18 protein-coding genes are annotated in these 24,433 nt (G+C 55.1%); 3 read left to right on the top strand and 15 right to left on the bottom strand.

Features of this window, described 5'->3' with window-relative positions:
- Window positions 1-86 precede the first annotated feature (86 nt).
- From L1F30_RS06925 to L1F30_RS06890, 8 genes are all read right to left on the bottom strand, one after another.
- Window positions 87-2,447 (bottom strand): hybrid sensor histidine kinase/response regulator, encoded by a 2,361-nt coding sequence (locus L1F30_RS06925; protein ID WP_253360998.1) that lies wholly within the window; start codon window positions 2,445-2,447, stop codon window positions 87-89.
- 82 nt (window positions 2,448-2,529) lie between these two features.
- On the bottom strand, window positions 2,530-6,156 hold the full coding sequence (locus L1F30_RS06920; protein ID WP_253360996.1) for an ATP-binding protein: 3,627 nt from the start codon (window positions 6,154-6,156) through the stop codon (window positions 2,530-2,532).
- Window positions 6,156-6,824, bottom strand: a complete 669-nt coding sequence (locus L1F30_RS06915) for a DUF4194 domain-containing protein (protein ID WP_253360994.1) — start codon at window positions 6,822-6,824, stop codon at window positions 6,156-6,158. Before L1F30_RS06915 ends, L1F30_RS06920 begins: the two co-directional genes overlap by 1 nt.
- Window positions 6,825-6,827: 3 nt before the next feature.
- Entirely contained in the window at window positions 6,828-8,327 is a 1,500-nt protein-coding gene (locus L1F30_RS06910; RefSeq protein ID WP_253360992.1) for a Wadjet anti-phage system protein JetA family protein, read from the bottom strand.
- A 46-nt stretch (window positions 8,328-8,373) separates the two neighbouring features.
- Window positions 8,374-8,541 carry a DUF3012 domain-containing protein gene (locus L1F30_RS06905; protein WP_253360991.1) on the bottom strand — a complete coding sequence of 56 codons (168 nt, stop codon included), beginning with the start codon at window positions 8,539-8,541 and terminating at the stop codon, window positions 8,374-8,376.
- A 16-nt stretch (window positions 8,542-8,557) separates the two neighbouring features.
- On the bottom strand, window positions 8,558-9,532 hold the full coding sequence (hemB, locus tag L1F30_RS06900; RefSeq protein WP_253360989.1) for a porphobilinogen synthase: 975 nt from the start codon (window positions 9,530-9,532) through the stop codon (window positions 8,558-8,560).
- A gap of 82 nt (window positions 9,533-9,614) precedes the next feature.
- Window positions 9,615-10,991 (bottom strand): cysteine--tRNA ligase, encoded by a 1,377-nt coding sequence (gene cysS, locus L1F30_RS06895; protein ID WP_253360987.1) that lies wholly within the window; start codon window positions 10,989-10,991, stop codon window positions 9,615-9,617.
- A 41-nt stretch (window positions 10,992-11,032) separates the two neighbouring features.
- Window positions 11,033-12,703, bottom strand: a complete 1,671-nt coding sequence (locus tag L1F30_RS06890) for a glutamine--tRNA ligase/YqeY domain fusion protein (RefSeq protein ID WP_253360985.1) — start codon at window positions 12,701-12,703, stop codon at window positions 11,033-11,035.
- Window positions 12,704-12,823: 120 nt separating this feature from the next.
- Between L1F30_RS06890 and L1F30_RS06885 the strand changes: the two genes are divergently transcribed.
- The gene (locus L1F30_RS06885) at window positions 12,824-13,318 is read left to right on the top strand and encodes a peptidylprolyl isomerase (protein ID WP_253360983.1); all 495 of its coding nucleotides are present in this window, start codon (window positions 12,824-12,826) and stop codon (window positions 13,316-13,318) included.
- Entirely contained in the window at window positions 13,318-14,049 is a 732-nt protein-coding gene (locus L1F30_RS06880) for a UDP-2,3-diacylglucosamine diphosphatase (protein ID WP_253360981.1), read from the top strand. Before L1F30_RS06885 ends, L1F30_RS06880 begins: the two co-directional genes overlap by 1 nt.
- Before the next feature lie 121 nt (window positions 14,050-14,170).
- On the opposite strand, the gene L1F30_RS06875 is transcribed toward L1F30_RS06880, so the two are convergent.
- Both L1F30_RS06875 and L1F30_RS06870 read right to left on the bottom strand, forming a co-directional pair.
- Window positions 14,171-14,818 (bottom strand): tRNA-(ms[2]io[6]A)-hydroxylase, encoded by a 648-nt coding sequence (locus L1F30_RS06875; protein WP_253360980.1) that lies wholly within the window; start codon window positions 14,816-14,818, stop codon window positions 14,171-14,173.
- A gap of 47 nt (window positions 14,819-14,865) precedes the next feature.
- Window positions 14,866-15,309, bottom strand: a complete 444-nt coding sequence (locus L1F30_RS06870; protein WP_253360978.1) for a DUF1289 domain-containing protein — start codon at window positions 15,307-15,309, stop codon at window positions 14,866-14,868.
- 394 nt (window positions 15,310-15,703) lie between these two features.
- On the opposite strand from L1F30_RS06870, the gene acnB reads away from it, so the two are divergent.
- A complete protein-coding gene (gene acnB, locus L1F30_RS06865) occupies window positions 15,704-18,328 on the top strand; it encodes a bifunctional aconitate hydratase 2/2-methylisocitrate dehydratase (protein ID WP_253360971.1) in 2,625 nt (874 codons plus the stop codon).
- 94 nt (window positions 18,329-18,422) lie between these two features.
- Here the strand turns inward: acnB and L1F30_RS06860 are convergent, their stop codons facing one another.
- The 5 genes from L1F30_RS06860 to L1F30_RS06840 all read right to left on the bottom strand — a co-directional run bounded on the left by L1F30_RS06860 (window position 18,423) and on the right by L1F30_RS06840 (window position 24,297).
- Window positions 18,423-19,079 carry a TetR/AcrR family transcriptional regulator gene (locus L1F30_RS06860; protein ID WP_253360969.1) on the bottom strand — a complete coding sequence of 219 codons (657 nt, stop codon included), beginning with the start codon at window positions 19,077-19,079 and terminating at the stop codon, window positions 18,423-18,425.
- A gap of 84 nt (window positions 19,080-19,163) precedes the next feature.
- On the bottom strand, window positions 19,164-20,306 hold the full coding sequence (locus tag L1F30_RS06855) for a patatin-like phospholipase family protein (protein WP_253360965.1): 1,143 nt from the start codon (window positions 20,304-20,306) through the stop codon (window positions 19,164-19,166).
- A gap of 126 nt (window positions 20,307-20,432) precedes the next feature.
- Window positions 20,433-22,043, bottom strand: a complete 1,611-nt coding sequence (locus L1F30_RS06850; RefSeq protein WP_253360963.1) for an AMP-binding protein — start codon at window positions 22,041-22,043, stop codon at window positions 20,433-20,435.
- A gap of 110 nt (window positions 22,044-22,153) precedes the next feature.
- Window positions 22,154-22,483 carry an SCP2 sterol-binding domain-containing protein gene (locus L1F30_RS06845; protein WP_253360962.1) on the bottom strand — a complete coding sequence of 110 codons (330 nt, stop codon included), beginning with the start codon at window positions 22,481-22,483 and terminating at the stop codon, window positions 22,154-22,156.
- A 14-nt stretch (window positions 22,484-22,497) separates the two neighbouring features.
- On the bottom strand, window positions 22,498-24,297 hold the full coding sequence (locus L1F30_RS06840) for an acyl-CoA dehydrogenase C-terminal domain-containing protein (protein ID WP_253360960.1): 1,800 nt from the start codon (window positions 24,295-24,297) through the stop codon (window positions 22,498-22,500).
- Window positions 24,298-24,433: the final 136 nt, after the last annotated feature.

Raw genomic sequence — 24,433 nt, 5'->3', positions numbered from 1 at the left:
CCAAGGAAAGTGCGCGCCTACTAGGTGGTACGAAAGAACATGTTAGTTGAGCAGCCGAGGGAGGTAAAGCGTGTGGTTTGTGATTTTTAGAACTTTTGCACCAGTTGCTCCACCCCTTTTAATGCCTGCGCAAGGCTTGATGACTGGATGGGCTTACTCAGGTGATCGTTCATTCCCGCTGCCACGCACTGCTCTTTACTGTGGGGCTGCACATGGGCTGTTAGCGCCCAAATAGGAATTTGGGTCCAACCTTGCTCTATGCTCAGCGCCCGAATCTCGCGGGTTGCCTCAAAACCGTCCATCACCGGCATATCGCAATCCATCAAAATCAAATCAAATTGCCCTTTGCGGGATTTAAACAGCGCAACCGCCTGAGCGCCGTTTTCCGCAAGCAACACTTGGTGCCCCAAGCGTTCCAGCATTTTTTGAATAACCACTTGATTCACGCGATTGTCTTCGGCAACCAAAATGTGTAGATGCTTTTGAAAACGCACCTGGCCGTCAACCTCTGATACCACAAGATCAGAGGCATCCACAGGCTCCAGTGACAAAAGTAACCAAAAGCTCGCGCCATCACCCGGTAGGCTTGTAACCCCCACCTTACCGCCCATCAGGTTTACCAGCTGCTTGCTGATATAAAGCCCCAACCCCCTGCCACCGCCCGAGGGGTTGCCCACGAGGCCCGCTTCGCCGTCAAAAATAACCGCAGCCCGCTCTGCATCAATACCCGGGCCAGTATCACGAACCATAAACTTTAACCGGTGAGGATGCTGCTCGTCTGCAGCCCGGGTGAGCTTCAATACAATCTCACCGCGCTCGGTATATTTGCAGCCATTGGCAATAAAGTTCATCAGCACCTGCTTTAGCCTGGCCTGATCGCCACGCACAAAAAGCGGGACATCCTCAGCAACCTGGCACTCAAGGGTAAGCCCCTTCTCTTGCGCCTTGGGTTGAAATGCCTTTACGCACTCTTCACACAACTGGTGTAAATTAAAATTTACCTCTTCAAGTACAATTTTTTGCGATTGAATTTTGGCAAGGTCTAACAGGTCGTTAATGATCCCCAATAGAGCAGAGCCCGATTGGTAGATCAAACTGTTGTATTTGCGGGCGGTATCGTTTGTCAGGTGTTCTCTTAACAATTCAGACAACCCCAAAATGCCATTCATGGGGGTTCGAATTTCCTGCGACACTCTGGCAATTAAATCTGTTTTTGCCTGGCTTTCATACAGCACCTCGCGCTGAGTTTGCTGCAGGTACTGAATGCGCGCAGCCAGAGCAAGTGCTAACAGCATCATTTCTATAACCGCACTCAGCCTGAACCACGCAAACAACTGATTAATACTTGCATCAATAATGCCCAGTACCGCAGCACACACAAACACCGCAATAGCACATAAAGCCCCCCAGGCCAGGGTATAGTATTTTGCATAGCTATAACCCTGGTACCACATAGCACCACCCGCGCCAATAAATACCACAAACGTTATCAATGCAGTTGCAGTGGTTAAATTAAACAAGTGCCCAACCTGAATAAAAGGCAAAAAGATCAAGGGCGTTATGCACAGCACCAACAATATTTGAAAGAGTAACAACAACGTGGGCGAACGCTTTTTTAACGAGAGAAAGGAAATGGCGAACGCGCAACCGAAAATTTGCGTGATAGACGCCCAAAACACCTGGCTCACTGCGCTTGTTAACGCAAAGCCTGAAAATAAATACCCGAAAACGATACCGTCTATGGAGGCAAACACCATCGCCAGCGAAAAGGTGAAACCAATGTAGTAGAGGTAGGCCCAATCGCGCAGCGCAACAAACAAGAAGAAGTTATACAGCACCATTGCCAAGGCAATGCCGTAAAAAAGCCCGGCAAAGGTCGCTGTGACTATGCTTGAGTGGTGAAAGCTGGCCTCATCTTGCAATACAGCCGGCAAGTCCAGCCAACCACTGCTGGTAGCACGAATCCAGACATTGAGCGTTTCACTGGCTTCCACTTTTAATGGAGCCACAAAATCCGAATGGGGAAAGGGGCGCGCTTTAACCGCCATCTTGGCGGTGTAGTGGTAGTGCTCTAGTGCGCCGGAGCGACGCTCGAAATACACATCAACCTGGTCAATACTTGCATTCTTGATCTGTAAAAACCAGTTGCCCGCAGCACCTGCATTTTCAAGCTTGACGTGCAGCCACACCGGGTGGCGGACATTACCTAGTGTGGCATCTCTATCGGGTACCGGCAGCCAGTGTGCATCCTGGGCCACCAGGTGGATAGCCCGATAATCCACGCCGCCGCTTAAATCTTCGAAATAAACAAAATGCCGGCTGATGGAGAGATTCAGTGGCGAGCGATCGATAGTGATTGGCGGCTGCTCATAGGCTACCAGTTCTGCCCGGCAATCGGCCGCCAGCGCCAACAATAGACACAGATGAATCGTTAGATATCGCCACATGCGCAAGGCCCAACCGCCCTAATCTTATTCCCCTAAGACTAGGGCAGCCCGGCAGGCTCTGCAAATAACGAAATTCAGGCGCCTATTGCTCCAGCGTTGCCAGCTCGTCCAGAAAATCGATACTGGCCTGATGCCTGAGCGTTTGGCGATGCACATCCATTAATTCGCGCACAGCTTCGCGGTTGAGCACCTGACGATCTACCAGCACCCGCGAATGCAGCTCCCCAATGGGTTTGGCGGTGGCGCACTTGCTAAACACAAACTGGTTACTGATCAAATCAAGGAATGGCCCCGATTTGCTGGATGGCATGATAAACATCAATTGCAAGCCCAGCGACTCCGTAAGGTAGCCAATCACCTCTTTGGAGCGGTGTTCATCCATCTTGCTGAAGGCTTCATCCACCAGCACCATGCGCAGATGATTGCGCCCCTCATTAAACTTAAAGGCAGAGGTAATGGCGGCGCTGCGAATAATATAGGCAGGTGTTTCAAGCTGGCCACCAGAGCCCGTGCCGTATTGGCTTAGAGCAATTGGCGCCTTGCCTTGCGGCTCTTTGTAAATCTCGTAGCGGCGGTAGTTGCGGTAATCCGCCAGGCGCGCCAACTCCTTTAGCGCTTGCTGCTCGTTGTCGTCCAGCAGCATGGCCATAAGCTTGTCGCGTACACGCTGATGCTTTTTATCCAGCTTCATCTCAAACAACGATTCACCGTCGCCGAGCGCGGGGTTGTCGATAATGGCCTTAAAGAACTGCCAATACTCTTTGAACTCCGGCACCCAGGCATAGCCGAAATAAAATCTTTCACGGTCTGCACCGAAACGGTGGCTCTCAAGCTCCTGATTGAGCTGCTCCAGGGTTTGCTTGCCGTCGTTGATCGACTGATAGATGGCATGGCACAAGTTGGTAACAAAGGCATTGTTAAAGCTGTGGCGCATGGCGCTGATGTCGGCCTGGCGATTGGCCAGAATATTGTTCTTCAGCCGGTTATAGAGGCTATCAAGCTGGCGTTGAAGCTGGCACACAGATTCAAAATTTTGCTCGCCCGCAAGCTCGCCCAAGTGCGGCTCAAACAGGATGCGATCGGGTGCCTGGGCGGCTAAATTGTGCTCCATTAGCGCGCTGTCTATGCGCCGCAACACACGGCCCAGGCCCGAGTGAATTTCTTCGCGCTCGGCCTCCAGCTGAATTAGCGTACGATTTGCCGCCCAGTCGTCTGCCTCTGCTATGGCTTGTTCCGGGTCGAACGCCTGCCAAAGCCGCCCCACCGCGGCAAGGTTATCTTCGGCGGTTTCCAGCACCGCGAGGGTGTCGTCCTGCTGGGCATTGAGTTTCTTGCACTCGGCATCTACTGTGCGGCGCTCGGCTTCAAGCTCAATGCGCTGGTCTTGCAGTTGCTCGGCCTTTTGTTTTTGCTCGGCAAGCTGCACCTCCACTTTGGCCATGGTTTCAGTTAATGCGCCGTGATCTTCCAGCGCCAAACGCTCCATGCGCTGGCTGGTGGCATCCAGTTCGCGCTGTAAATCCAGCAGCGATTGCAAACCATCGGCGTAGCGGCAAGCCGCCAATGGCCGCACCAAGGCGTATACTGCCTCCAGCGAGGCAATGGATGTGCGGCTGGCATTGAGTAGCGCAAACAATTCGTCGAGTTCTTGCTTTTTTGCCGCCTGCGCGCGCTCGCGCGCATGGTGGCCAAACACCAAATCACCGTCGTCCAGATCGCAACGAAACAGCGCATAATTTGCAGCGCCCAAGGCATCAACGGTAATACCGCGCCTTACACCTTTGAGGGCGGCCGCATCTTTCACACGCTTCACCTGGCCATAGCTTGCCTGCATGTAGTGGCGGGCTGTTTCATGGCTGAAAGACAACACGCTCACCAGAGAGTCGCCTTCATCGCGAAGCTTATCGGCATCGGCCCGGGCTTTGCTGCCCTGAATCACCCGCGCGCGATTGTCTCGCCCGGGCATGGCGCGCAATAGCTGTATGGCTTCTGCCTCATACTCTTCTGCAACCAAAATGCCAAAGCGTGCACCGCCAACATAGCCTTCAATGGCATTCTGCCAGGCGGGATCTGTCACCTCTACATGGTCACACAGCACCCGGGCATCGGCCTGCGGCAGCTGCTTGCGCAGGGCATCGAGCGCCACGCGCACAAAGGCCGGGTAGTTAACCTGCTGACCTTCAAGCTGGGATATTTCGGCCTGTTTCGATTGAACCTGGCGCTCTAATTTTTCAAGTTGTTGACGCTCGCGATCCAAATCGCGCTGAAGGGTTTGCAGCAAGCCCTGATCGGGCGCAAGCCAAACATCAACCCAGGCGTTGTGCTGCGCTTGCAGCGCCTGCGCCTGATCCAAGTGTTGCTCTAGTGGGCTTAAATCGATCCAGTCTTTATTGGTGAGCTCGTGCAGGGCAACGGGTTCACCGGCCTGACGCTGGGCAATAGCAGCCAGCCGCTTTTTGAGCGCGGGCGTGCGCAAGGCGGGCCAAGCTGCGGGTTGCCCCTGAACCTTAAGCAGTTCATCGGCAGCCGTTTGGGCCTGCTTTAATTGGCTAATATCTTGTAACAGCGGCACAGTTGCGCGATGAATGGCCGATTCAAGTTTGTCACGTTGGGCCTCTAGCGCCACCTTGTCGCGCAGCGCCGGCACCTGCAGCTGCTGCAGGTGCAGCTCGTTAAGCTCTTGTTGCAAGCCGGCAATCCGGTCTTTCGCCACTTCGGCATCGCGGGCGTTAACTTCAAGCCCGGCCAGCAATGCCGATTGGCGCTCTTTGGCTCGCAAATAGCGGCCCTGGCTTTCGTTGTAGTGGCGGCGCGCTCCGGCGTAGCGCAGCTTTTGCATGGCCAGCCATTGGTCAATAAAAGTATCTGCGCTATCGCGTGCGCCTTTTAACCGTTGTGCACTTTCTTGCACAGCGCGGGCATCGGCTTCCATGGTGTGAATACGCTTGAGCATCGCCGACACATCGCGCACGGCGTCACCCATGTCTTTGGGCTCAAGAATTTCGGTGGCCACAAAATCGTCGATGGCGCGAATCGGCTTGTAGGCCATAAACCGCGAAAACGCGCGCGCGGCATTGAGCGCCTCGCGCTCGGATACCGCATCATCGCGGCCCTTCAGCGCACCATATAAACGGCACAGGTAGGCTTTTTTGCGCTCGTAACGTTCAACACCGGCTGCACCATGGGCAGTTTTTAACAGGGCAAAAATCTGATCGCTGGGCACCACATAGCGCCCGCCTTTATCCTCACGTACAAGCTCGGCCAAGGTGAGCTTAACATCCGGCAAGATGTAAAAATCCAAATCATTCAGGCGCGCAGTGGCGTGCTTGCCGCTGCGCTCGACAAAGGCACTCATCGCCAACAATGCGGTAAAAGGCTCTGCATCTTCACCGGCGTGGGGCACAAACACCGCCGCCAAATAGCCAAAGGCGGAATCAGGACGTGCGTAGGCGCCATCGTCACACCCCAGTACGTAGGAAGCCAGTGTACGTACCTGCTTGCCACCGCGCCCGCGCTGGGTAGATTCATCCTGGCCCGGGTTAAAATGAAACAAGCCATCGTGAGCGGCGGTCATCACCGTTTGAATAGCATCGGCGGCGGTGGTTTTACCCGAACCATTACCACCGGAAAACAAATTGGTGGGGCCGAATTCAAATTCGCCGTTGGGAATATTGCCCCAATTTACGTAAATAAATTTTTGTAAAAACATCAGTCTGCTTCCTGCGCAAGTAAGGGCTCTGCTTCTGCCTGCATCACTTGGGCAATGACATCGGGGGTTACCAGTGTGAGGATCATCGGGCGAATCAGCAGCCAGCTATCGCCCTGCAGTACATCGGCATCTGCGGCCATGCGCACCACCCGCAATTGCCGCAATTGACGAAACAGGGTGCGGCGCTCCTGCAGATTTTCAGGCAGGCTGCGGCCCAACAGATTTTTTAGCGACAAGTTTAACGCCTCGAGCGCAAGGCTCGTACAACCTTGCTCATCAATGCGCGCCTCGCGCAGGCTTTTCTCATACTCAACGGCCAGCACTAGCGTAACCGCAACCACCATAGGCGGGAGTGCGGCTCGCAAGCCGCCGCCAAAGGGTGACTCTTCGGCTTCATCGTCTACGCCCGGAATGCGTGAGCCGGGCGGAATCAGGCGCACATACTCAAAGCGGGTATCGTGATGAAAGCGCACACCGGCAATGGCAAAGTAGTCATCAAGCAGCGGCTCTATGCGCAAAAACAAATCGTAAAAATCGGCTTCAATCTGGCTTTCATCGCGGCAGATCACACCGTAATCCAGCAACCGCTGAATGAGCTGCTGGCACTGGGTGGTGGTGACATTACATTTTTGCAACGCCTGCTCTAGGGGTTCCGACAACAATGTCATAGGTTATGAGACCTTGGCTTGATCAACCAGTTGAATAGTGAAAGCTTCGCGCTGACTAAAATACCCATCGGCATCGCACACAGGTGAAAACTGCTGCATACCGTGGGCATCTGTGGTGGCGGGTAGAATTTTTAGCAGCTGCCCGGTTTCAAGTTGGGCGCCATCTACACTCACCAAATGTGCAAGTGAGAGTAGATCCCGCGCATCATTTATTTGCAGTTCAGCGCTTGAAACTTCGCGCTCGCCCACCAATTGGGAGGCCAGGTAATCGCGCATTTGCAGGCTTGACACATGAAACGCCTGGTCCAGCACCTGGGCAATAGCCTGGGCTTGCTGGTAGCCTGCATCCAGATCTGGCGCATCGTCTACCTGCGCACGCACCACGCGCTGGGCAGCACGGGTGCGCAACTGGAATTGCTCGGCACCGGGCCAGCCGGCGCGGGCATTCACCCAGTGTTGCCCCAGGGCTGCCAACTTTTCCTCTTGCGCCTGCTCCGGTAGCTGGCGCAACGCCTGGCAGGCCTCCAACACCGGATGGGTAGATTGGGTATGCAGATAGCTCAGCTGGCGAATAATCATATCGGCGCGGGCGGTAAAACTGTTTAGCGCGCGCCTGAGTGCAGGCAACATAATGTCGCAAGCACTGCGTAGCCGCTCCTCAATGGAGTTGAGGACATTTTCCAACAGCGACTGGCCTTCCACCACTCGCTTGGGCAACAGCTTTCGCAGGCGCTGCTCCATGACCGTTTGCCACAAAAGTTCCGCCTGCGGGCCCTCGCCGCCGTATTTGCGGCGGCGACGGATTTGTTTGATGAGTTGTGAAATTTGATCGCGGTATTTCTCTACGCTATCTGCAGACAGCCGCACTTCCAGATCGGGCTTGAACACCGTATCTATAAAATCGAAAAACTGGTCTGCCGCCTGCTCTACCAATTGGCGCGATTCCACCTCGCGCACCAATTGCAGGCGCCGCTCTTCAAGCTCTGCGATGGTATCGGCAAAATCGCTGATGATGCGCTCTGAATACTCGTAGGCATCCAACAGATCGTAGACTTCACCGTTATCCAAAAAAGCCTGCAAACTGTTGCGGGTATTGCGGGTATTGCGATTGCGCGAGCGGTAATCGGCGTTGCCACTCTCTACAAAGGGGTGAGCAAAGGCGCGGCCCATGCGGGTAAAACCGTACTGGCTTTGCAAGGTGGCCTCATCAAGCTGACGCTCAAGCCAACCGAATTCCATGAGATTATTGAGCGTAAAGCCCGCAAGCTCGCGGGCATTTTTAAAGCGCCCTTCCGGCCCGCCCTCGTCGTGATCCAACACAGGTGCGCGGGCGATGGCCTCAACAAATACATCGATGATGAAATCGCGGCTGCGGCCTTGCCCGTAGCCTGTGAGATCTGTGTAAAAGCGCTGATACAAAAGCCGCACACACTCCACCACCACTTCGCGGTATTTACCCACGAAAGGCCGGAAAAAATGTACGCGTTGATCGGTGAAAAACATCTAGCGAAAAGCCTGCGGCTGCGCCCGGTGGGCGAGAGGTGCCACGTTATTTAAACACGCAGTGCTTGGCGAAATCCCGCACCTCGTTGGCGGTCCAGTCGCCCTTTTCCTTGTTTTTCATATTTTCACACCACTTATCGCTACCCACCTCTGGTGCGCAACCTACGAGCAGCACTGCTGCAAAAACACTTACAAGTGCGATGAACTTTTTCATAATGTGTAATCTGATTTTATTGTTGGTTTAACCACTGGATGGCATCCAGCGCGTGGTAACTAATAATGAGGTCAGCACCGGCGCGCTTAAACGCCAACAGTGATTCCATCACCACTGCCTGCTCGTCTATCACACCGGCGGCCGCCGCGGCTTTTACCATGGCGTACTCACCACTTACCTGGTACACCGCCAGCGGCAAGTGGGAGTGCTGGCGAATAGCGGCCAGCACATCCAGGTACGCAAGGCCTGGCTTGACCATTAATATATCGGCGCCTTCGGCTTCATCCATCAGCGATTCAGCCAAGGCCTCCCGCCCATTGGCGGGGTTCATTTGATAAGACGCGCGTGTGCCTTTAAAGGTGCTGTCTACGGCATCGCGAAACGGGCCATAAAACGCAGAGGCAAATTTGGTGGAGTAAGACATCACCGGCACCTGGCTAAACCCGGCTTCATCCAGCGCCTCGCGAATGGCGCCTATCATGCCGTCCATCATGCCTGAGGGGGCAATCATGTCGGCGCCGGCGCGGGCTGCAGCCACCACCTGCTTTTGCAGGTTGCGCAGGGTTTTGTCGTTATCGACGTCGTCATCTGCCACCACACCGCAGTGGCCGTGATCGGTGTATTCGCAAAAGCAATTGTCGCTGATCACCGTCATTTCTGGCACGGCTTCTTTGGCAAGCCGGATCATGCGCGCCAGCAAACCGTTTTCCTGCCAGGAGTCTGTGCCGCAGGCATCTTTGTGGGTGGACACGCCAAACAATAGCACCGCACGAATGCCCTGCGCCCAGGCGTGTTTAACCTGTGCGCCCAAATCAGACTCAGGGTAGCGCATAACGCCCGGCATAGAGGCCACAGGCACCGGTGCCGTGATGTCCTCTTCAACAAACAGCGGCAGAATAAAATCTTCAGCGCGCAGGTGGGTTTCTTGCATCATCTGGCGCAAGGCACCCGTGCGGCGCAACCTGCGGAAACGAAAACTGGGCGAATACATAGTTAACCTTTCAATGGGTGAAGTGTATGTTCACACTTAAACAATTTGCCTGCGCTAATAACTCAGGCTACAAACGGCCAGCTCAGGATTCACGGCGCCAGCGCGTGCCCTCTTTGGTAACCTCAAGCACAACGCCCTGGGCTTTAAGTGCATCGCGAATTTCATCGCAACGCGCCCAGTTTTTTGCTGCCCGCGCCTGGGTGCTCTCGGCAATCAAGGCCTCAATTTGTTCGGCGCTAATGTCACCTTCACTACCGGCGGTTAGCCAATCGTTGGGCGCCTTGTAAAGCAGACCCAATAGCCCGGCTGCAGCCAGCAATTCAGATTTAATCTGCGCCTTGGCATCACCGGTGGCCTTGTTCAGCGATTTGGCCAGCGCATGCAGCTCGCTGATGGCCAAAGGCGTATTCAAATCATCAAGCAGGGCTTTAAAAAACGCGGTGTTTTTGATATCAACGTCTTGCACGGGCACATCTTCCACTGCACGCAGCGCTGTGTAGAAGGTATCCAGATTGGTTTTTGATTGTTCGAGCAATTCAGCCGAGAAATCCATATCCGAACGGTAGTGCGCACTTAACAGCGCCAGGCGCAACACTTCGCCATCAAACTTTTGCAAAAGTTCACGCACGGTGCGGAAATTACCCAGCGATTTGGACATTTTTTCGCCATCGATATTCACAAAACCGTTGTGCATCCAATAATTCACAAACGGCTGGCCATCGTGTGCACAGCAGCTTTGTGCACGCTCGTTTTCATGGTGCGGAAACAGTAGATCTTTGCCGCCGCCGTGAATGTCGATGGTTTCACCCAAATGCTTTTTGATCATGGCCGAACACTCCAGGTGCCAGCCCGGGCGCCCGCGGCCCCAGGGGCTTTCCCAGCCGGGCTCGCCTTCTGCAGAGGGCTTCCACAATACGAAATCACCGGCGTATTTTTTATAGGGCGCCACTTCTACACGCGCGCCGGCAAGCATATCTTCAAGGGAGCGGTTTGAAAGCTTGCCGTAGTCTGCCATGGATTGTACGGCAAACAACACATGCCCTTCGGCGGCATAGGCATGGCCTTTTTCAATCAAGGCCTCGGTCATGGCGATCATGTCATCGATGTGCCCGGTGGCATAAGGCACGACAGTGGGCTCCAGATTGTTCAGCGCCGCCATATCTTTTTGGTACTCGGCTGCGTATCGGCGGGAAACCACATCAATGGCCACACCTTCTTGCTGGGCCACTTTCATAATTTTGTCGTCTACATCGGTGATGTTGCGCGCGTAGGTTACCGCCGGGTACAGGCGCTGTAACAAACGGAACAAGGTATCGAACACCACCACCGGGCGGGCGTTGCCAATGTGCACCAGGTTGTACACCGTTGGGCCACACACGTACATTTTTACCGAAGCGGAATCGAGCGGCTTGAAGGCCTCTTTTTTACGGGTGTAGGAACTGTAAACCTGGAGCGACATACGTATACCAACTTTTAATCGTGTATTTCTAAAGTGTTAAATTAAACTTTGCTGGACCAATTATCTTTTAAACCGATGGTGCGGTTAAACACGGGCTTATCTGCCTGGGTGTTTTTGCTATCCAGGCAGAAGTAACCTGCACGTTCAAACTGGTAGGCCTGCCCCACTTCTGCCTGCGCCAAGCTCACCTCGGCCTTGGCGCCACTGACTATTTGCAGCGACTCGGGATTCAGTGCATCCAGGTAGTTTTTATCACCGGCATCGGGCGCCTCATCGTTAAACAGGCGATCATACAGGCGCACTTCACAATCGATATTGTGCGTGGCAGATACCCAGTGAATCACACCGCGGGGGTTCACGCCCTCTGGTGAATCTGCACCTACGGTATTTGGCACCAGGCTCGCATGCACTTCCAGTACCTGGCCCGCTTCGTCTTTAACAACCTTGTTGGCTTGAATAATGTAGGCACCGCGCAGGCGCACCCACTCACCCAACACCAGGCGCTTGAATTTCTTGCGCGAGAGCGTTGTGTCTTCGGTGAAGTCTTCACGCTCAATAAATAATTCACGGGTAAAGGGCAGCTTGCGCTCACCCATTTCCGGATTGTTGGGGTGCATGGGTTGCGTCATGGTTTCTACATCACCGTCAAAATTGGTGATGATGACTTTCAGTGGGTCTAACACGCACATGGCGCGCGGGGCCGACTCGTTGAGCTGGTCGCGCACAGCAAATTCCAGCATGCCCATATCCACCGTACTGGCAGCTTTGGTAACCCCGATCATGTCGCAAAATTTACGAATGGCAGAGGCCGGGTAGCCGCGACGGCGCATACCGGAAATGGTGGGCATACGCGGGTCATTCCAGCCGTCTACGTGGTTGTCGTCCACCAGCTGCTTGAGCTTGCGCTTGGAGGTAACGGTGTAGTTCAGCTCCAGGCGTGCAAATTCATACTGACGAGGCTTGGCCGGCACTGGCAGGTTTTCAATGAACCAGTCGTACAGTGGCCGGTGATCGGCAAACTCCAGGGTACAAATGGAGTGGGTAATGCCTTCAATGGCGTCTTCCTGGCCGTGGGCGAAATCGTAGGTGGGGTAGATGCACCATTTGTCGCCGGTTTGGTGGTGCGCAAGCTTGCGAATACGGTACAAGATAGGGTCGCGCATGTTCATGTTGGGCGCGGCCATATCAATTTTGGCGCGCAATACACAGGCGCCCTCGTCGTATTCGCCTGCGCGCATTTTTTCGAAATCGGCCAGGTTTTCTTCCACGCTGCGGTTGCGGTAAGGGCTTTCCTTACCGGCCTCTGTGAGAGTGCCACGGTAGGCGCGCGCCTCATCGGGCGATAAATGGCACACATAGGCCTTGCCCTCGCGAATCAAATGCAGTGCCCATTCGTGCAAGGTATCGAAGTAGCTGGAGGCGTATTTGATCTCGCCATCCCACTGGTAACCGAGCCAGCGCACATCTTCTACGATGGCGTCTACATACTCTTGGTCTTCTTTGCCGGGGTTGGTGTCGTCAAAGCGCAGATTACAGCGCCCACCGAATTCCGCCGCCAGGCCAAAATTCAGGCAAATTGCCTTGGCGTGGCCAATGTGCAGGTAGCCGTTGGGCTCTGGCGGAAAACGGGTAACGACTTCTGTGTGCTTCTTCTCGGCGAGATCCTGGCTGATGATGTGCTGCAGAAAGTGCTGGGGCTTGGTGTCTGTCATGAGGGCTCAACATAGGGTGAAATCGGGGCGCTCGGTTCACGGGCGCGGACAAAGGGCGTATTATAGCCGCCTCCCAAACAGGCAAACACCTGTTTCTAGGCAGAAATTTGAGGAAAAACCATGATTACCCTGCAAACCAACTTCGGCAACATTGTTATTAAGCTGGATTTCGACAAAGCCCCTAAAACCGCTGCCAACTTCCAGCAATACGTCGAAGAAGGCCACTACGACGGCGTGATCTTCCACCGCGTAATCGACGGCTTTATGGTGCAAGGCGGCGGTTTTACGCCTGACATGGAACAAAAGCCCACCCGCGACCCCATTGAAAACGAAGCCGATAACGGCCTGAGCAATGACGTTGGCACCCTGGCCATGGCCCGCACCATGGACCCGCACTCAGCCAGTGCACAATTTTTCATCAACGTGAAAGATAACGGCTTTTTGAACCACACCGGCAAAAACACCCAGGGCTGGGGCTACTGTGTATTCGGCAAGGTGGTAGAAGGCATGGATGTGGTAAACCAAATCAAAGTCGTTAAAACCGGCAACAAAGGCGGCCACCAGGATGTACCGGTAGAGCCTGTAATCATCGAAAAGGCCACTGTAAACGCCTGATGACCACGCTATTTATTTCAGACCTGCATCTGGATGCAAAACGCCCGGAGATCACCCGGGCGTTTTTGCAGTTTCTGGATGAACACGCCCAGCACGCCAAGGCGCTGTACATTCTAGGTGACTTGTTTGAAGCCTGGATTGGCGATGACGACGACGCCCCGCTCGCGCAAGATGTGCAGCAGGCACTCAAGGCCTATACAGACGCAGGCTTTCTGCTTTACGTGATGCAAGGCAACCGGGATTTCCTGCTGGGCGACGCCTTCTGCCAGAACACCGGCGCCACCCTGCTTCAAGACCCAACCAAAATAGACCTCTACGGCACGCCTACCCTGCTGATGCACGGCGATACCCTGTGCACCGATGATGTGGATTACCAGGCCTTTCGCGCCCAGGCCCGCAGCCCCGAATGGCAGGCGCCATTATTGGCACAACCCCTGCCCGTGCGGCGCCAGCTGGCACTGGAGTTACGCGCTAAAACCCAATCTATGGCCGCCATGAAAGCCGAAGACATCATGGATGTGAACAAAGACGAAGTAGCGCGCGTGATGACAACCCACAAGGCTGACAGGTTGATTCATGGCCACACCCACAGGCCGGCCCGCCACCCGGTGGCATTAGGCCAAAGCACCGGCGAGCGCATTGTGCTGGGCGATTGGCACCACAGCCTGTGGTTTTTGCGGGTGAGCCCAACCGAGTGCACACTGGTGGAAGCCCCTATTACCCGGGATTAACCGCGAGTAGCTGGGATTAATCGACAAGAGCTAGGATTAATCGAGAGCAATCGAGAGCAACCGCAAACCAGCGCCTGCCAACAAACACCTCTCAGCTGGCCACAAACCGCTAAAAACTGATCTAGGCAGGCACACCGCTGTGAAAGCGAAACTCCGTATCGGGCGATTCAATGAGCGCGACTTCGGCGTCTAGAAAGCGATCGAGCTGGCGCTCTATCACCTCTGGCGCCTCCAGCCGGCCGGCCAGACCGAGGTAATCCTGATAATGACGGGCCTCGGACTTAAGCAGCGAGAGGTAAAACTTTTGCAGATCGGCATCCAAATGGGGTGCCAATGCCTCAAAGCGCTCGCAAGAACGGGCCTCAATAATGGCCCCAATAAGCAGCGTATCTACTAGTTTGGCCGGCTCATGGGTGCGGGCCTCGGCCCGAAGCCTGGCGGCATAGCGCGCAGCACTTAACTGTTTGTAGGCCACGGCGCGTTTTTTCATGAAACCCAACACCTGCTCAAAGTGGCGCAGCTCTTCACGGGCCAGGCGCGACATTTTATTCAGCAAGGCAAAGGCGATGGCGGGCTCCAGGTTGTAGGGGGATTTTTCGCCATTGTTCATGCCGTATTTCCACATCAAACCTTGCGCCGTTTGGGCAGCCTTTAACTCACAGTTGGCGTGGTCTATCAACAACTCTTCAGGTGCCTGCAAGGCTGCGTCTATCCACCCTTGGGGTGTGGCGCAACGGAGGAATTGGCGAATTTCGGGAATGGCGGTCATAGCGAAAAATTTCAGCGAAATGGGTGCGGCAAGGGGCCGGCATTCTATCAGGCCGAAAGCCCCGGGGCGATATAGGCATCGTAATAGGCCACAGAGAGCGCATAATAGTCGGCATCCAGGTTGGCCTTGATTTCAGCCGGCGCGTGCCCGGTGAGAATACGCAGGCCAAATTGCGCCGGGTCTTTGATTTGGCTGGCGCCTGCGCGAAACAAATCAAACACCCAGCACAGGGGTGGCCGGTCGTCGCGGTAGCGCACGCGCTGCATCTCTAACTGCGCCTTGAGCAGCTGCTCATCGGTAATTTCGATATAGCGCGCCACCACCTGGGTAAGGAACTCGGTCAAGCGTTGCTCGATGATGGCCTTTTGCTCGTGGGTGTAGGCATTCCAGTCGATCACCTCGTGGGCAAAGCGCTTGCAGCCCCGGCACACACTGTCGCCAATGCCTGTTGAGCAAATTCCAACACACGGGGTTTTAACGGGTTTAAACATGACAGCAAGACTTACCAATAGAGAACAGCGCGGGGGCAAACCTTACCCTATGAAGGGCGCGCAAATCCACAGGCAATCTGCCTTGGCGCTGCTATGCTTAGGCCCTGTAAAAGGGGTGACGAGAGCGCCCATAGGGCCATTCACACGATGAATAGTCGCTATGTAAGTAGTTGATTTACTTAGGGTAGACTTAACATCGACCGGTAAGTCCGGTAGAATTCCCACCCCGCTGAGAGCCCAAAACACGAGGCTCGCATTTCAGGCAGCATGGCCGCAACTTACACGTGCCAGCGCCTGCGCATTACCCGATTCCTTGCCCGCGAGGGTGAGGCCACGAAAGCCTCCCTAGCCTATTGCCAGGTGCTTTCACTCACAGAAACAGAGGATATTCATCGTGCTTGAAGCCTACCGTAGTCACGTTGCAGAGCGCGCAGCCGAAGGTGTACCGCCCAAACCATTGAACGCCGAGCAAGTGGCGGAGCTGGTTGAGCTGCTGAAAAACCCACCGGCCGGCGAAGAAGAAACGCTGCTGGACCTGATCACCAACCGCGTTCCCCCGGGCGTGGATGAGGCGGCCTATGTCAAGGCAGGCTTCCTGTCTGCGCTTGCCAAGGGCGAAGCCAGCTCCCCTCTGATTAACGCAGAATCTGCCGTTAAATTGCTGGGCATGATGCTTGGTGGTTACAACATTGAAACCCTGGTTGCGCTGCTAGACGACAGCAAGCTGGCCGCCACCGCTGCCGAACAGCTCAAGCACACCCTGCTCATGTTCGATGCCTTCCACGACGTGGAAGAAAAGGCCAAGGCCGGCAACGAACACGCCAAGGCCGTGATGAAATCCTGGGCCGAAGGCGAGTGGTTCACCAAGCGCAAAAAGGTACCTGAATCAACCAAAATGGTGGTATTCAAGGTTACCGGCGAAACCAACACCGACGACCTGTCGCCCGCGCAAGATGCCTGGTCGCGCCCAGACATTCCGCTGCACGCCAACGCCATGTTCAAAATGGAGCGCGATGGCCTGCACCCAGATGAGCCCGGCACACGCGGCCCCATCAAGCAAATTGACGACATCAAATCCAAGGACCTGCCTGTTGCCTTCGTGGGCGATGTAGTCGGTACGGGCTCCAGCCGTAAATCTGCCACTAACTCGGTACTGTGGTTCTTCGGTGACGACATTCCCGGCGTGCCTAACAAGCGCGCAGGCGGCGTGTGCATCGGCAACAACGTAGCCCCCATCTTCTTCAACACCATGGAAGATGCCGGCGCACTGGTGTTTGAAGCGCCCGTAGACAACATGAACATGGGCGACGTGATTGAAGTGCGCCCCTACGACGGCAAGATTCTGTCCGAAGACGGCACCGTGCTGTCTGAGTTCACACTGAAATCTGACGTGATCCTCGATGAAGTGCAGGCCGGCGGCCGCATTCCGTTGATCATCGGCCGTGGCCTCACCCAAAAGGCCCGCGAATCACTAGGCATGGGCCCAACCGATCTGTTCCGCGTACCCGAAGCGCCGAAAGATTCCGGCAAAGGCTTCACCCTGGCACAGAAGATGGTTGGCCGCGCCTGCGGTTTGCCAGAAGGCCAAGGCGTACGCCCCGGCACTTACTGCGAGCCAAAAATGACCACCGTGGGCTCGCAAGATACCACCGGCCCCATGACCCGCGACGAACTGAAAGACCTGGCCTGCCTCGGCTTCTCTGCCGATCTCACCATGCAGTCTTTCTGCCACACCGCGGCCTACCCCAAGCCTGTGGACATCGACACCCAGCACTCGCTGCCTGATTTCATCATGACCCGCGGCGGTGTATCACTGCGCCCGGGCGATGGCATCATTCACAGCTGGCTGAACCGCATGTTGCTGCCAGACACCGTAGGTACCGGTGGCGACTCCCACACCCGCTTCCCGCTGGGCATTTCATTCCCAGCAGGCTCAGGCCTGGTAGCCTTTGCTGCTGCCACCGGCGTAATGCCATTAGATATGCCTGAATCGGTACTGGTGCGCTTTAAAGGCGAAATGCAGCCTGGCATCACCCTGCGCGATCTGGTTCACGCCATCCCGCTGTATGCCATCAAAGAAGGCTTGCTGACTGTTGAGAAGAAAGGCAAGAAGAACATCTTCAATGGCCGCATTCTGGAAATTGAAGGTTTGCCGGATCTAAAGGTAGAGCAGGCATTTGAATTGTCTGACGCCTCAGCCGAGCGCTCCGCTGCCGGCTGTACCATCAAGCTTGATGAGGCACCCATCAAGGAGTACCTCAACTCCAACATCACCATGCTGCGCTGGATGATCGAGCAAGGCTACGGCGATGTGCGCACCCTTGAGCGCCGCGCCCGCAAGATGGAGGAGTGGCTGGCCAAGCCTGAGTTGCTAGAGGCCGATAAAGACGCCGAGTACGCCGCTGTAATCGAAATCGATTTGGCCGATATCAAAGAGCCCATCGTGTGCTGCCCGAACGACCCAGACGACGCCAAAGTGCTGTCTGATGTGGCTGGCGACAACATCGATGAAGTGTTCATCGGCTCGTGCATGACCAACATCGGCCACTTCCGCGCCGCGGGTAAACTGCTGGCCGAAACCAAAGCCGAGCTGAGCACGCGCTTGTGGATTGCCCCGCCCACCAAAATGGACGAGCACCAGCTGATGGAGGAGGGCTACTACAACGTGTTTGGCCGCGTGGGCGCCCGCACCGAAATGCCAGGCTGCTCGCTGTGCATGGGTAACCAGGCACGCATCGCGCCCAAGTCTACGGCGATTTCCACCTCTACCCGTAACTTCCCCAACCGGTTGGGTGCAGGCGCCAATGTTTACCTGGGCTCTGCAGAGCTTTCGGTAGTGGCCGCCATTCTTGGCAAGCTGCCCACCCCGGCTGAGTACCTGGAGTATGCCGGTAAGCTGAACGCCATGAGTGCTGAAATCTACCGCTACCTCAACTTCAATGAAATTGAGAGCTACCAGAAGTCAGCCGATGAAGGTAAGCGCATTGCCGCTGTGCAAATTGAGGAGGTGGCGGTTTAACCCCACCCTCCCATAAAAAAACCCGCGCCATGCGCGGGTTTTTTTATGGGTATTTATACATTCAGATCTGCAGAAAGTTAGAAATTGCCCTGCACTAATTGGGCTCAGCATCAAAAGGTACCGACATAATGGTGCTCAAAAGCCGCTTGAATTGCGCATGCATGGCCTGCTCGTCTACCTCGTTGGTGGCCAGACCTACGTATTCCAGGCGCTGCAGCGCACCCAGTAAGAGCGCGGCGTCTACCTCGGGAGCAGGCGAACCCAGCCGCTCACAAAAAACCTCAAAGCCACGCTGAAAGCGCTTGCGCAATTCAACGGCGCCTGCACGCATTTCGGGCTCCAGGTGCAGATCAAAAAAGAAGGTCATCTCAAGCACCAGGCCACTGGGCCGGTGGCGAATCATATCGCGCACATAGTCAGTGGCAAATTGCGTGAGGTGATCCAGAAGCTTGCGCTTTTCATCAAGGGTTTCAATGGGGCTTTGCTCTAGAAATTGCAGCAGCTTTTCCCAGGTGCTATCAACTTCTTGCTCAACCTTATTGCGATAATGGTCAAAAGATTCAGAAATTAGCTCTTTTAAATCTTTGAAGTAATAGGTGGTTAGCGACAAGTTTACCCCGGCCTCTGCAGCCACGGCCCTGTGGGTTACCGCGTTATGGCCGTTGCGCACAATCAGGCGCAAGGTAGCCTCCAGAATTTCACGCCGGGTTTGCTCGCCTTTGGCTCGACGTGATTTTACTGCTGTCCCCATTACTACTTTCCCCTTTTTACAATTACAGCCACTGCAGCATTCAACAGTAGCAGGCCTGCGACCAATCTGAAACCGCCAATACCGCTAGGGTGCAAAGCCGAAAAAGCGCCGCACGGCGTCGGCTTCCCACATGGTGTCTTGATACCCCAGCTCAATCAACTCGGAACAAAACTCAGGCGCAAACAATAAATAACTGGCCGCGGTGGCACCACCGCCTTTGGCGGTGGCGCCAGTTGAACTGAAAAACCAGCGCAGCGCCTTGGGCAGGTAGCGCACCTTGCGCCCGGCTATTTTATCCAACTCCTGCGACGGGGAAATAATCAGGCTATCTACCGTGCGCAGCGGCAAGCCCGCCGCCTCGCGCTGATCCTCAGGCACCATGGCCAGCAGGCGATTAACCCGCTCCAGGTGCTCGATGTCTGACTCCATACTGTCTACGAAGGCTGCGTTAAACAAGTGCCCCAAAATCTGCGCAATAGAGGGCGAATGGCGCACCGGCCGGCGCTTGCCCCAGTGTTCCGGGTTGCGATTACCGCTCACACCCACCACAAACACCCTGTCTGCCCCCAAATGCAACGCCGGGCTGATGGGCGCCAATTGACGCACGGCCCCGTCACCAAAGTATTCCCGATTTATACGCACGGTGGGGAATATGGTGGGAATGGCCGAAGACGCCAGCAAGTGGCGCGCATCCAGCTGCGTGGGCGTACCAATGCGATGGTAGCGCCGCCAGCCCGCAAGCTCCGGGCGGCCCTGAAAAAAGCTCACCGACTCACCCGATGAGTAGCCCATTGCGGTTACGCAAACCGCATCCAAATGGCCTGCGGCAATGGCCGGCGCAATGTGTTTAAAGGTAATTTTCTCATGTATCAGTTGGTGCAACGGTGAGTTATCCAGCAGCGCCAGTGGCTGATTGCGCCCTACCCCTTCATTAAACAGCGACAGGCCAATTTTACCCACGCCTTTTACCAGATCACCCAGGCTGTTTTTATACACCTGATCGACGGTGAGGTTTTGCCAGATGTGCACCAGGTCTTGAACCGACTCACGAAACTGGCCCGGATGGCTGGCCAGCGCCAGCGCGTTAATGGCACCGGCCGAGGTACCGCAAATAATGGGAAAGGGGTTTTCCACTTTGGCAGGCATCAGCTCGGCAAGTGCCTGTAAAACACCTACCTGATAGGCAGCCCGTGCGCCACCGCCTGAGAGCACCAAGGCATTTTTCATAGAGAGGGCTTCACTGCATATTCACAAGTCATGTTCGCATCATAGCAGAGTGGCGCACCATGGCTGCACCTGGTGCGCCGTTTGTGTGAGGCAAAAAAAACGCCAGCACAAGCTGGCGTTTTGGCATTATGCGGCAGGCTTTAGTTCTCGCCTTAAGATTTTACCCACATTGGACTTGGGCAACTCTTTACGGAACTCAACACTGCGCGGCACCTTGTAGGCGGTCATGTTCTTGCGGCAGTAATCAATCACATCCTGCTCGGTTAAGGCCGCATCGCTGGAAACCACAAACAATTTCACCTGTTCACCACTCTTAGGGTCTGGCAAGCCCACTGCAGCAGCCTCTAAGATGGCCGGGTGCATACACACCACATCTTCGACCTCATTGGGGTAGACGTTAAAACCAGACACAATGATCATGTCTTTTTTACGATCCACAATGCGCACATAGCCATCATCCTGAATCACGGCCATGTCGCCGGTTTTCAGCCAGCCGGCATCGTCCAGCACCTTGGCGGTTTCCTCCGGGCGCTGCCAGTAACCTTTCATCACTTGCGGGCCGCGCACGCACAGCTCGCCCGGCTCGCCCTGGGGCAGGCTATTGCCGTCTTCGTCTACCACCTTGAGCTCGGTTTCCGGTACCGGCAAGCCCACAGTGCCCTGCTGAATAGCACTGGGCGGGTTTACTGTTACCACCGGTGAGGTTTCCGTCATACCGTAACCTTCGCTCACCACACAGCCTGTAATTTCATGCCATCGCTTGGCCGCTTCCTGGGTGAGCGCCATGCCGCCGGAGGCTGTGGTGCGCAGGGCCGAGAAATCGAGCTTGGCAAATTCTTCATCGCGACACAGGGCATTAAACAGCGTATTCAAACCCACAAAACCGGTGATCTTTTTGCCCTTGAGCATTTTTACAAAACCCGGGATGTCACGCGGGTTTGGAATCAATACCGATTGGCAGCCTGCGGCCAGCAACATCATGCAGTGCAAGGTAAATGCGTAGATGTGATACAGCGGTAAAGGCGCCACATACAGCTCTTTACCTATATTGATACCCTCACCCAGCATTTCACGTACCTGCTGCATATTGGCCACAAGGTTTGCATGCGTGAGCATGGCGCCCTTGGCAACACCGGTGGTGCCACCGGTGTATTGCAGCACGGCAACATCTTGAGGCTGGTGGGCCGAAGGCTCATAGCGGGCGACATCACCGGCAGTCAGGGTATGGGTGAAAGCCACCTGATTGGGGAAGCTGACATTCGGCACCTGGCGCTTGATGTATTTCAACACACTGTTGATAAGCAGGCGCTTAACCGGCCCATGTAAATCGCCAATCTCGGTCACGATTACCTGTTCTACCGAGGTTTTGGCCACCACCTCAGAGGCGCTGGTGGCAATATTGGCCAGCACCACCAAGGCCTTGGCACCGGCATCTTTTAACTGATGCTCCAGTTCGCGCGGCGTGTATAACGGGTTGGTATTAACCACCGTAAGGCCTGCGCGCAAGGCGCCAAACACCACAACGGGGTATTGCAAAATATTCGGCAGCTGCACGGCAATGCGATCACCGGGCTTGAGCCCTGTGTGCTGTTGCAAATAGCAGGCAAATTGCAGACTTAAATGATCCAGCTCGGCATAGGTTAGCGTTCGGCCCAGGCAGGTAAATGCGGGGTTTGCTGCGAAGGTCTCACAGGCTTTATTTAACACTTCAACCACAGTGCTGTTGGTATCGATCACGAATCCTCCTGTACCGTCACTTTTATCGTTATCGGCCGTGATTATTGACGGGTGTGCGCGTTTTCGCCACCCACTTTTATCATTCTCTGATGCGCGGCAAGCCGCGGCGCTTATTCTACAACAGGTGCAAAGATATCTATCAAGCGAGATGCAAGGGTCAGGCTACCGCGCACCTTGATATGCCCGAACATAAACGCCTGCATACCACTCACCCGGCCCTGAAACAGATCTTCCAGCGTTTGCCACTCAAGGGTAAGGGTTAAATCAGCGGGCAGGCTTGCATCGCCGGCAAAAAACGCCAGCTCGCCATCGCGGATGTGCATGTAAAAATTACTGCCATCGGGAATCACATACTGAAACAGCGAATCGAGGCCCCTGGCCTCGGCGGGCCGAAAGCTTGCCTCGAATCGCTGCTGCAGTTGCTGGAAAGCAAATACCACAGGTAGGCCGGAACTTAGAACGCGAAGTGTTCTGCGTCCAGTGCCATCAGGTTGCCAGCGCCAGACTTCATAGACTCAACCAGGCTGCGGGTGCGCGGCAAAATGCGCTGGAAGTAGAAGCGCGCAGTGGCAATTTTCGCCTCATAGAAGGCTTTTTCACTGGTGCCTGCATCCAACTTGGCCTGGGCATCAACCGCTGCCAGTGCCCAGAAGTAAGCCAAGGCTGCGTAACCTGAGTACATCAGGAAATCCACAGAAGCCGCGCCCACTTCGTCTGGGTTTTCCATGGCCATCAGACCGATGTGCATGGTCAACTCGCCCCATTCTTTGTTGATGTTGGCAAGTGGCGCAATCAGTTCAGCTTGAGCCTCGTTAGCTTCGTTGGCCTGGCAGAACTTGTGCACGATCTTGGTGAAACGCTTGAGCGATTCGCCGTTAGTCATCAGCACTTTACGGCCCAGCAGGTCGAGCGCCTGAATACCGGTAGTACCCTCATAAAGCATGGCAATGCGGCAATCGCGCACATTCTGCTCCATGCCCCACTCGGCAATATAACCGTGACCACCGAAGCACTGCAGGCCCAGGTTGGCCGCTTCATAACCGGTTTCGGTAATGAAGGCTTTGGCAATGGGCGTCAAGAAGCCCAGCAGCTCATCTGCTGCTTTGCGCGCTTCTTCATCTTCGGAGCGATCTACCACATCCACCTGTTGCGCGGTGAAGTAGATCAGCATGCGCGCGCCTTCTGCCAAAGCTTTTTGCGTGAGCAGCATACGGCGAACGTCTGGGTGCACGATGATTGGATCGGCCGGGCCCTCTGGATTTTTGGCGCCTGAAAGTGAACGCATTTGCAAACGGTCGCGCGCGTATTCCAGCGATTTCTGGAAGCCCACTTCGGCGTGTGCCAAGCCCTGCAGCGCAGTGCCCAGGCGTGCGGTGTTCATAAAGGTGAACATGCAGTTCAGGCCTTTGTTTGGCGGGCCAATAAGGAAGCCTTTGGCGCCATCGAAATTCATCACACAGGTGGCGTTGCCGTGAATACCCATTTTGTGCTCGAGTGAGCCACACTTGAGGTTGTTGCGCTCACCCAGGCTGCCATCGGCATTCACATTGAACTTGGGCACAATGAATAATGAAATACCCTTGGTGCCGGCCGGTGCGTCGGGCAGGCGTGCCAATACAATGTGCACAATATTTTCTGCCATATCGTGCTCACCGGCAGAGATGAAAATCTTGGTGCCGGTAATATTATAGGAGCCATCGGCATTGGGCTCGGCTTTGGTGCGCAGCATGCCGAGGTCGGTACCACAATGTGCCTCGGTCAGACACATGGTGCCCGTCCAGGAACCTTCCACCAGCTTGGTTAAGTAGTGTTCTTTCTGTTCGTCTGTACCGTGGGCTTCAATGGTGTTCATGGCGCCGTGGGACAGGCCGGGGTACATGCCCCAAGACCAGTTCGCAGAACCCACCATCTCGCTCAAAACGGTACCCAGAGATTGTGGCAACCCCTGCCCGCCATGCTCTACGTGGTGACACATAGAAGGCCAGCCGGCTTCAACATACTGTTGGTAGGCTTCTTTGAAACCGGTGGCGGTTTTTACTTCGCCATCATTCCACTTACAGCCTTCCTGATCGCCTACGGCATTGATTGGCGCCAGTACGTTTTCACAGAATTTGGCGCCCTCTTCAAGCACGGCGTTTACAACATCAGAACTGGCTTCATCTCCGCCGGGCAATGACTGGTAGTGCTGCTCGTAGCCAAGCAGCTCCCACATTACATATTGGATCTCGCGCAACGGGGCTTTGTAATCACTCATGTCATAAACCTCTGGTTATTCGATTGGATATGGCCACAGAATCGGGCATTCTGGCCCTGCGCTCAATAGCGAAATCAACCACTTTGGCTGACATTTTTAGGCGGGCGGCTTTCTAGTGTAGGCTGAAAATGCCTGT

It is taken from the genome of Simiduia sp. 21SJ11W-1 (genome assembly GCF_024138675.1).
In the GTDB taxonomy this organism is placed as follows: domain Bacteria; phylum Pseudomonadota; class Gammaproteobacteria; order Pseudomonadales; family Cellvibrionaceae; genus Simiduia.
This window is presented reverse-complemented; position numbering and strand designations above follow the sequence as displayed.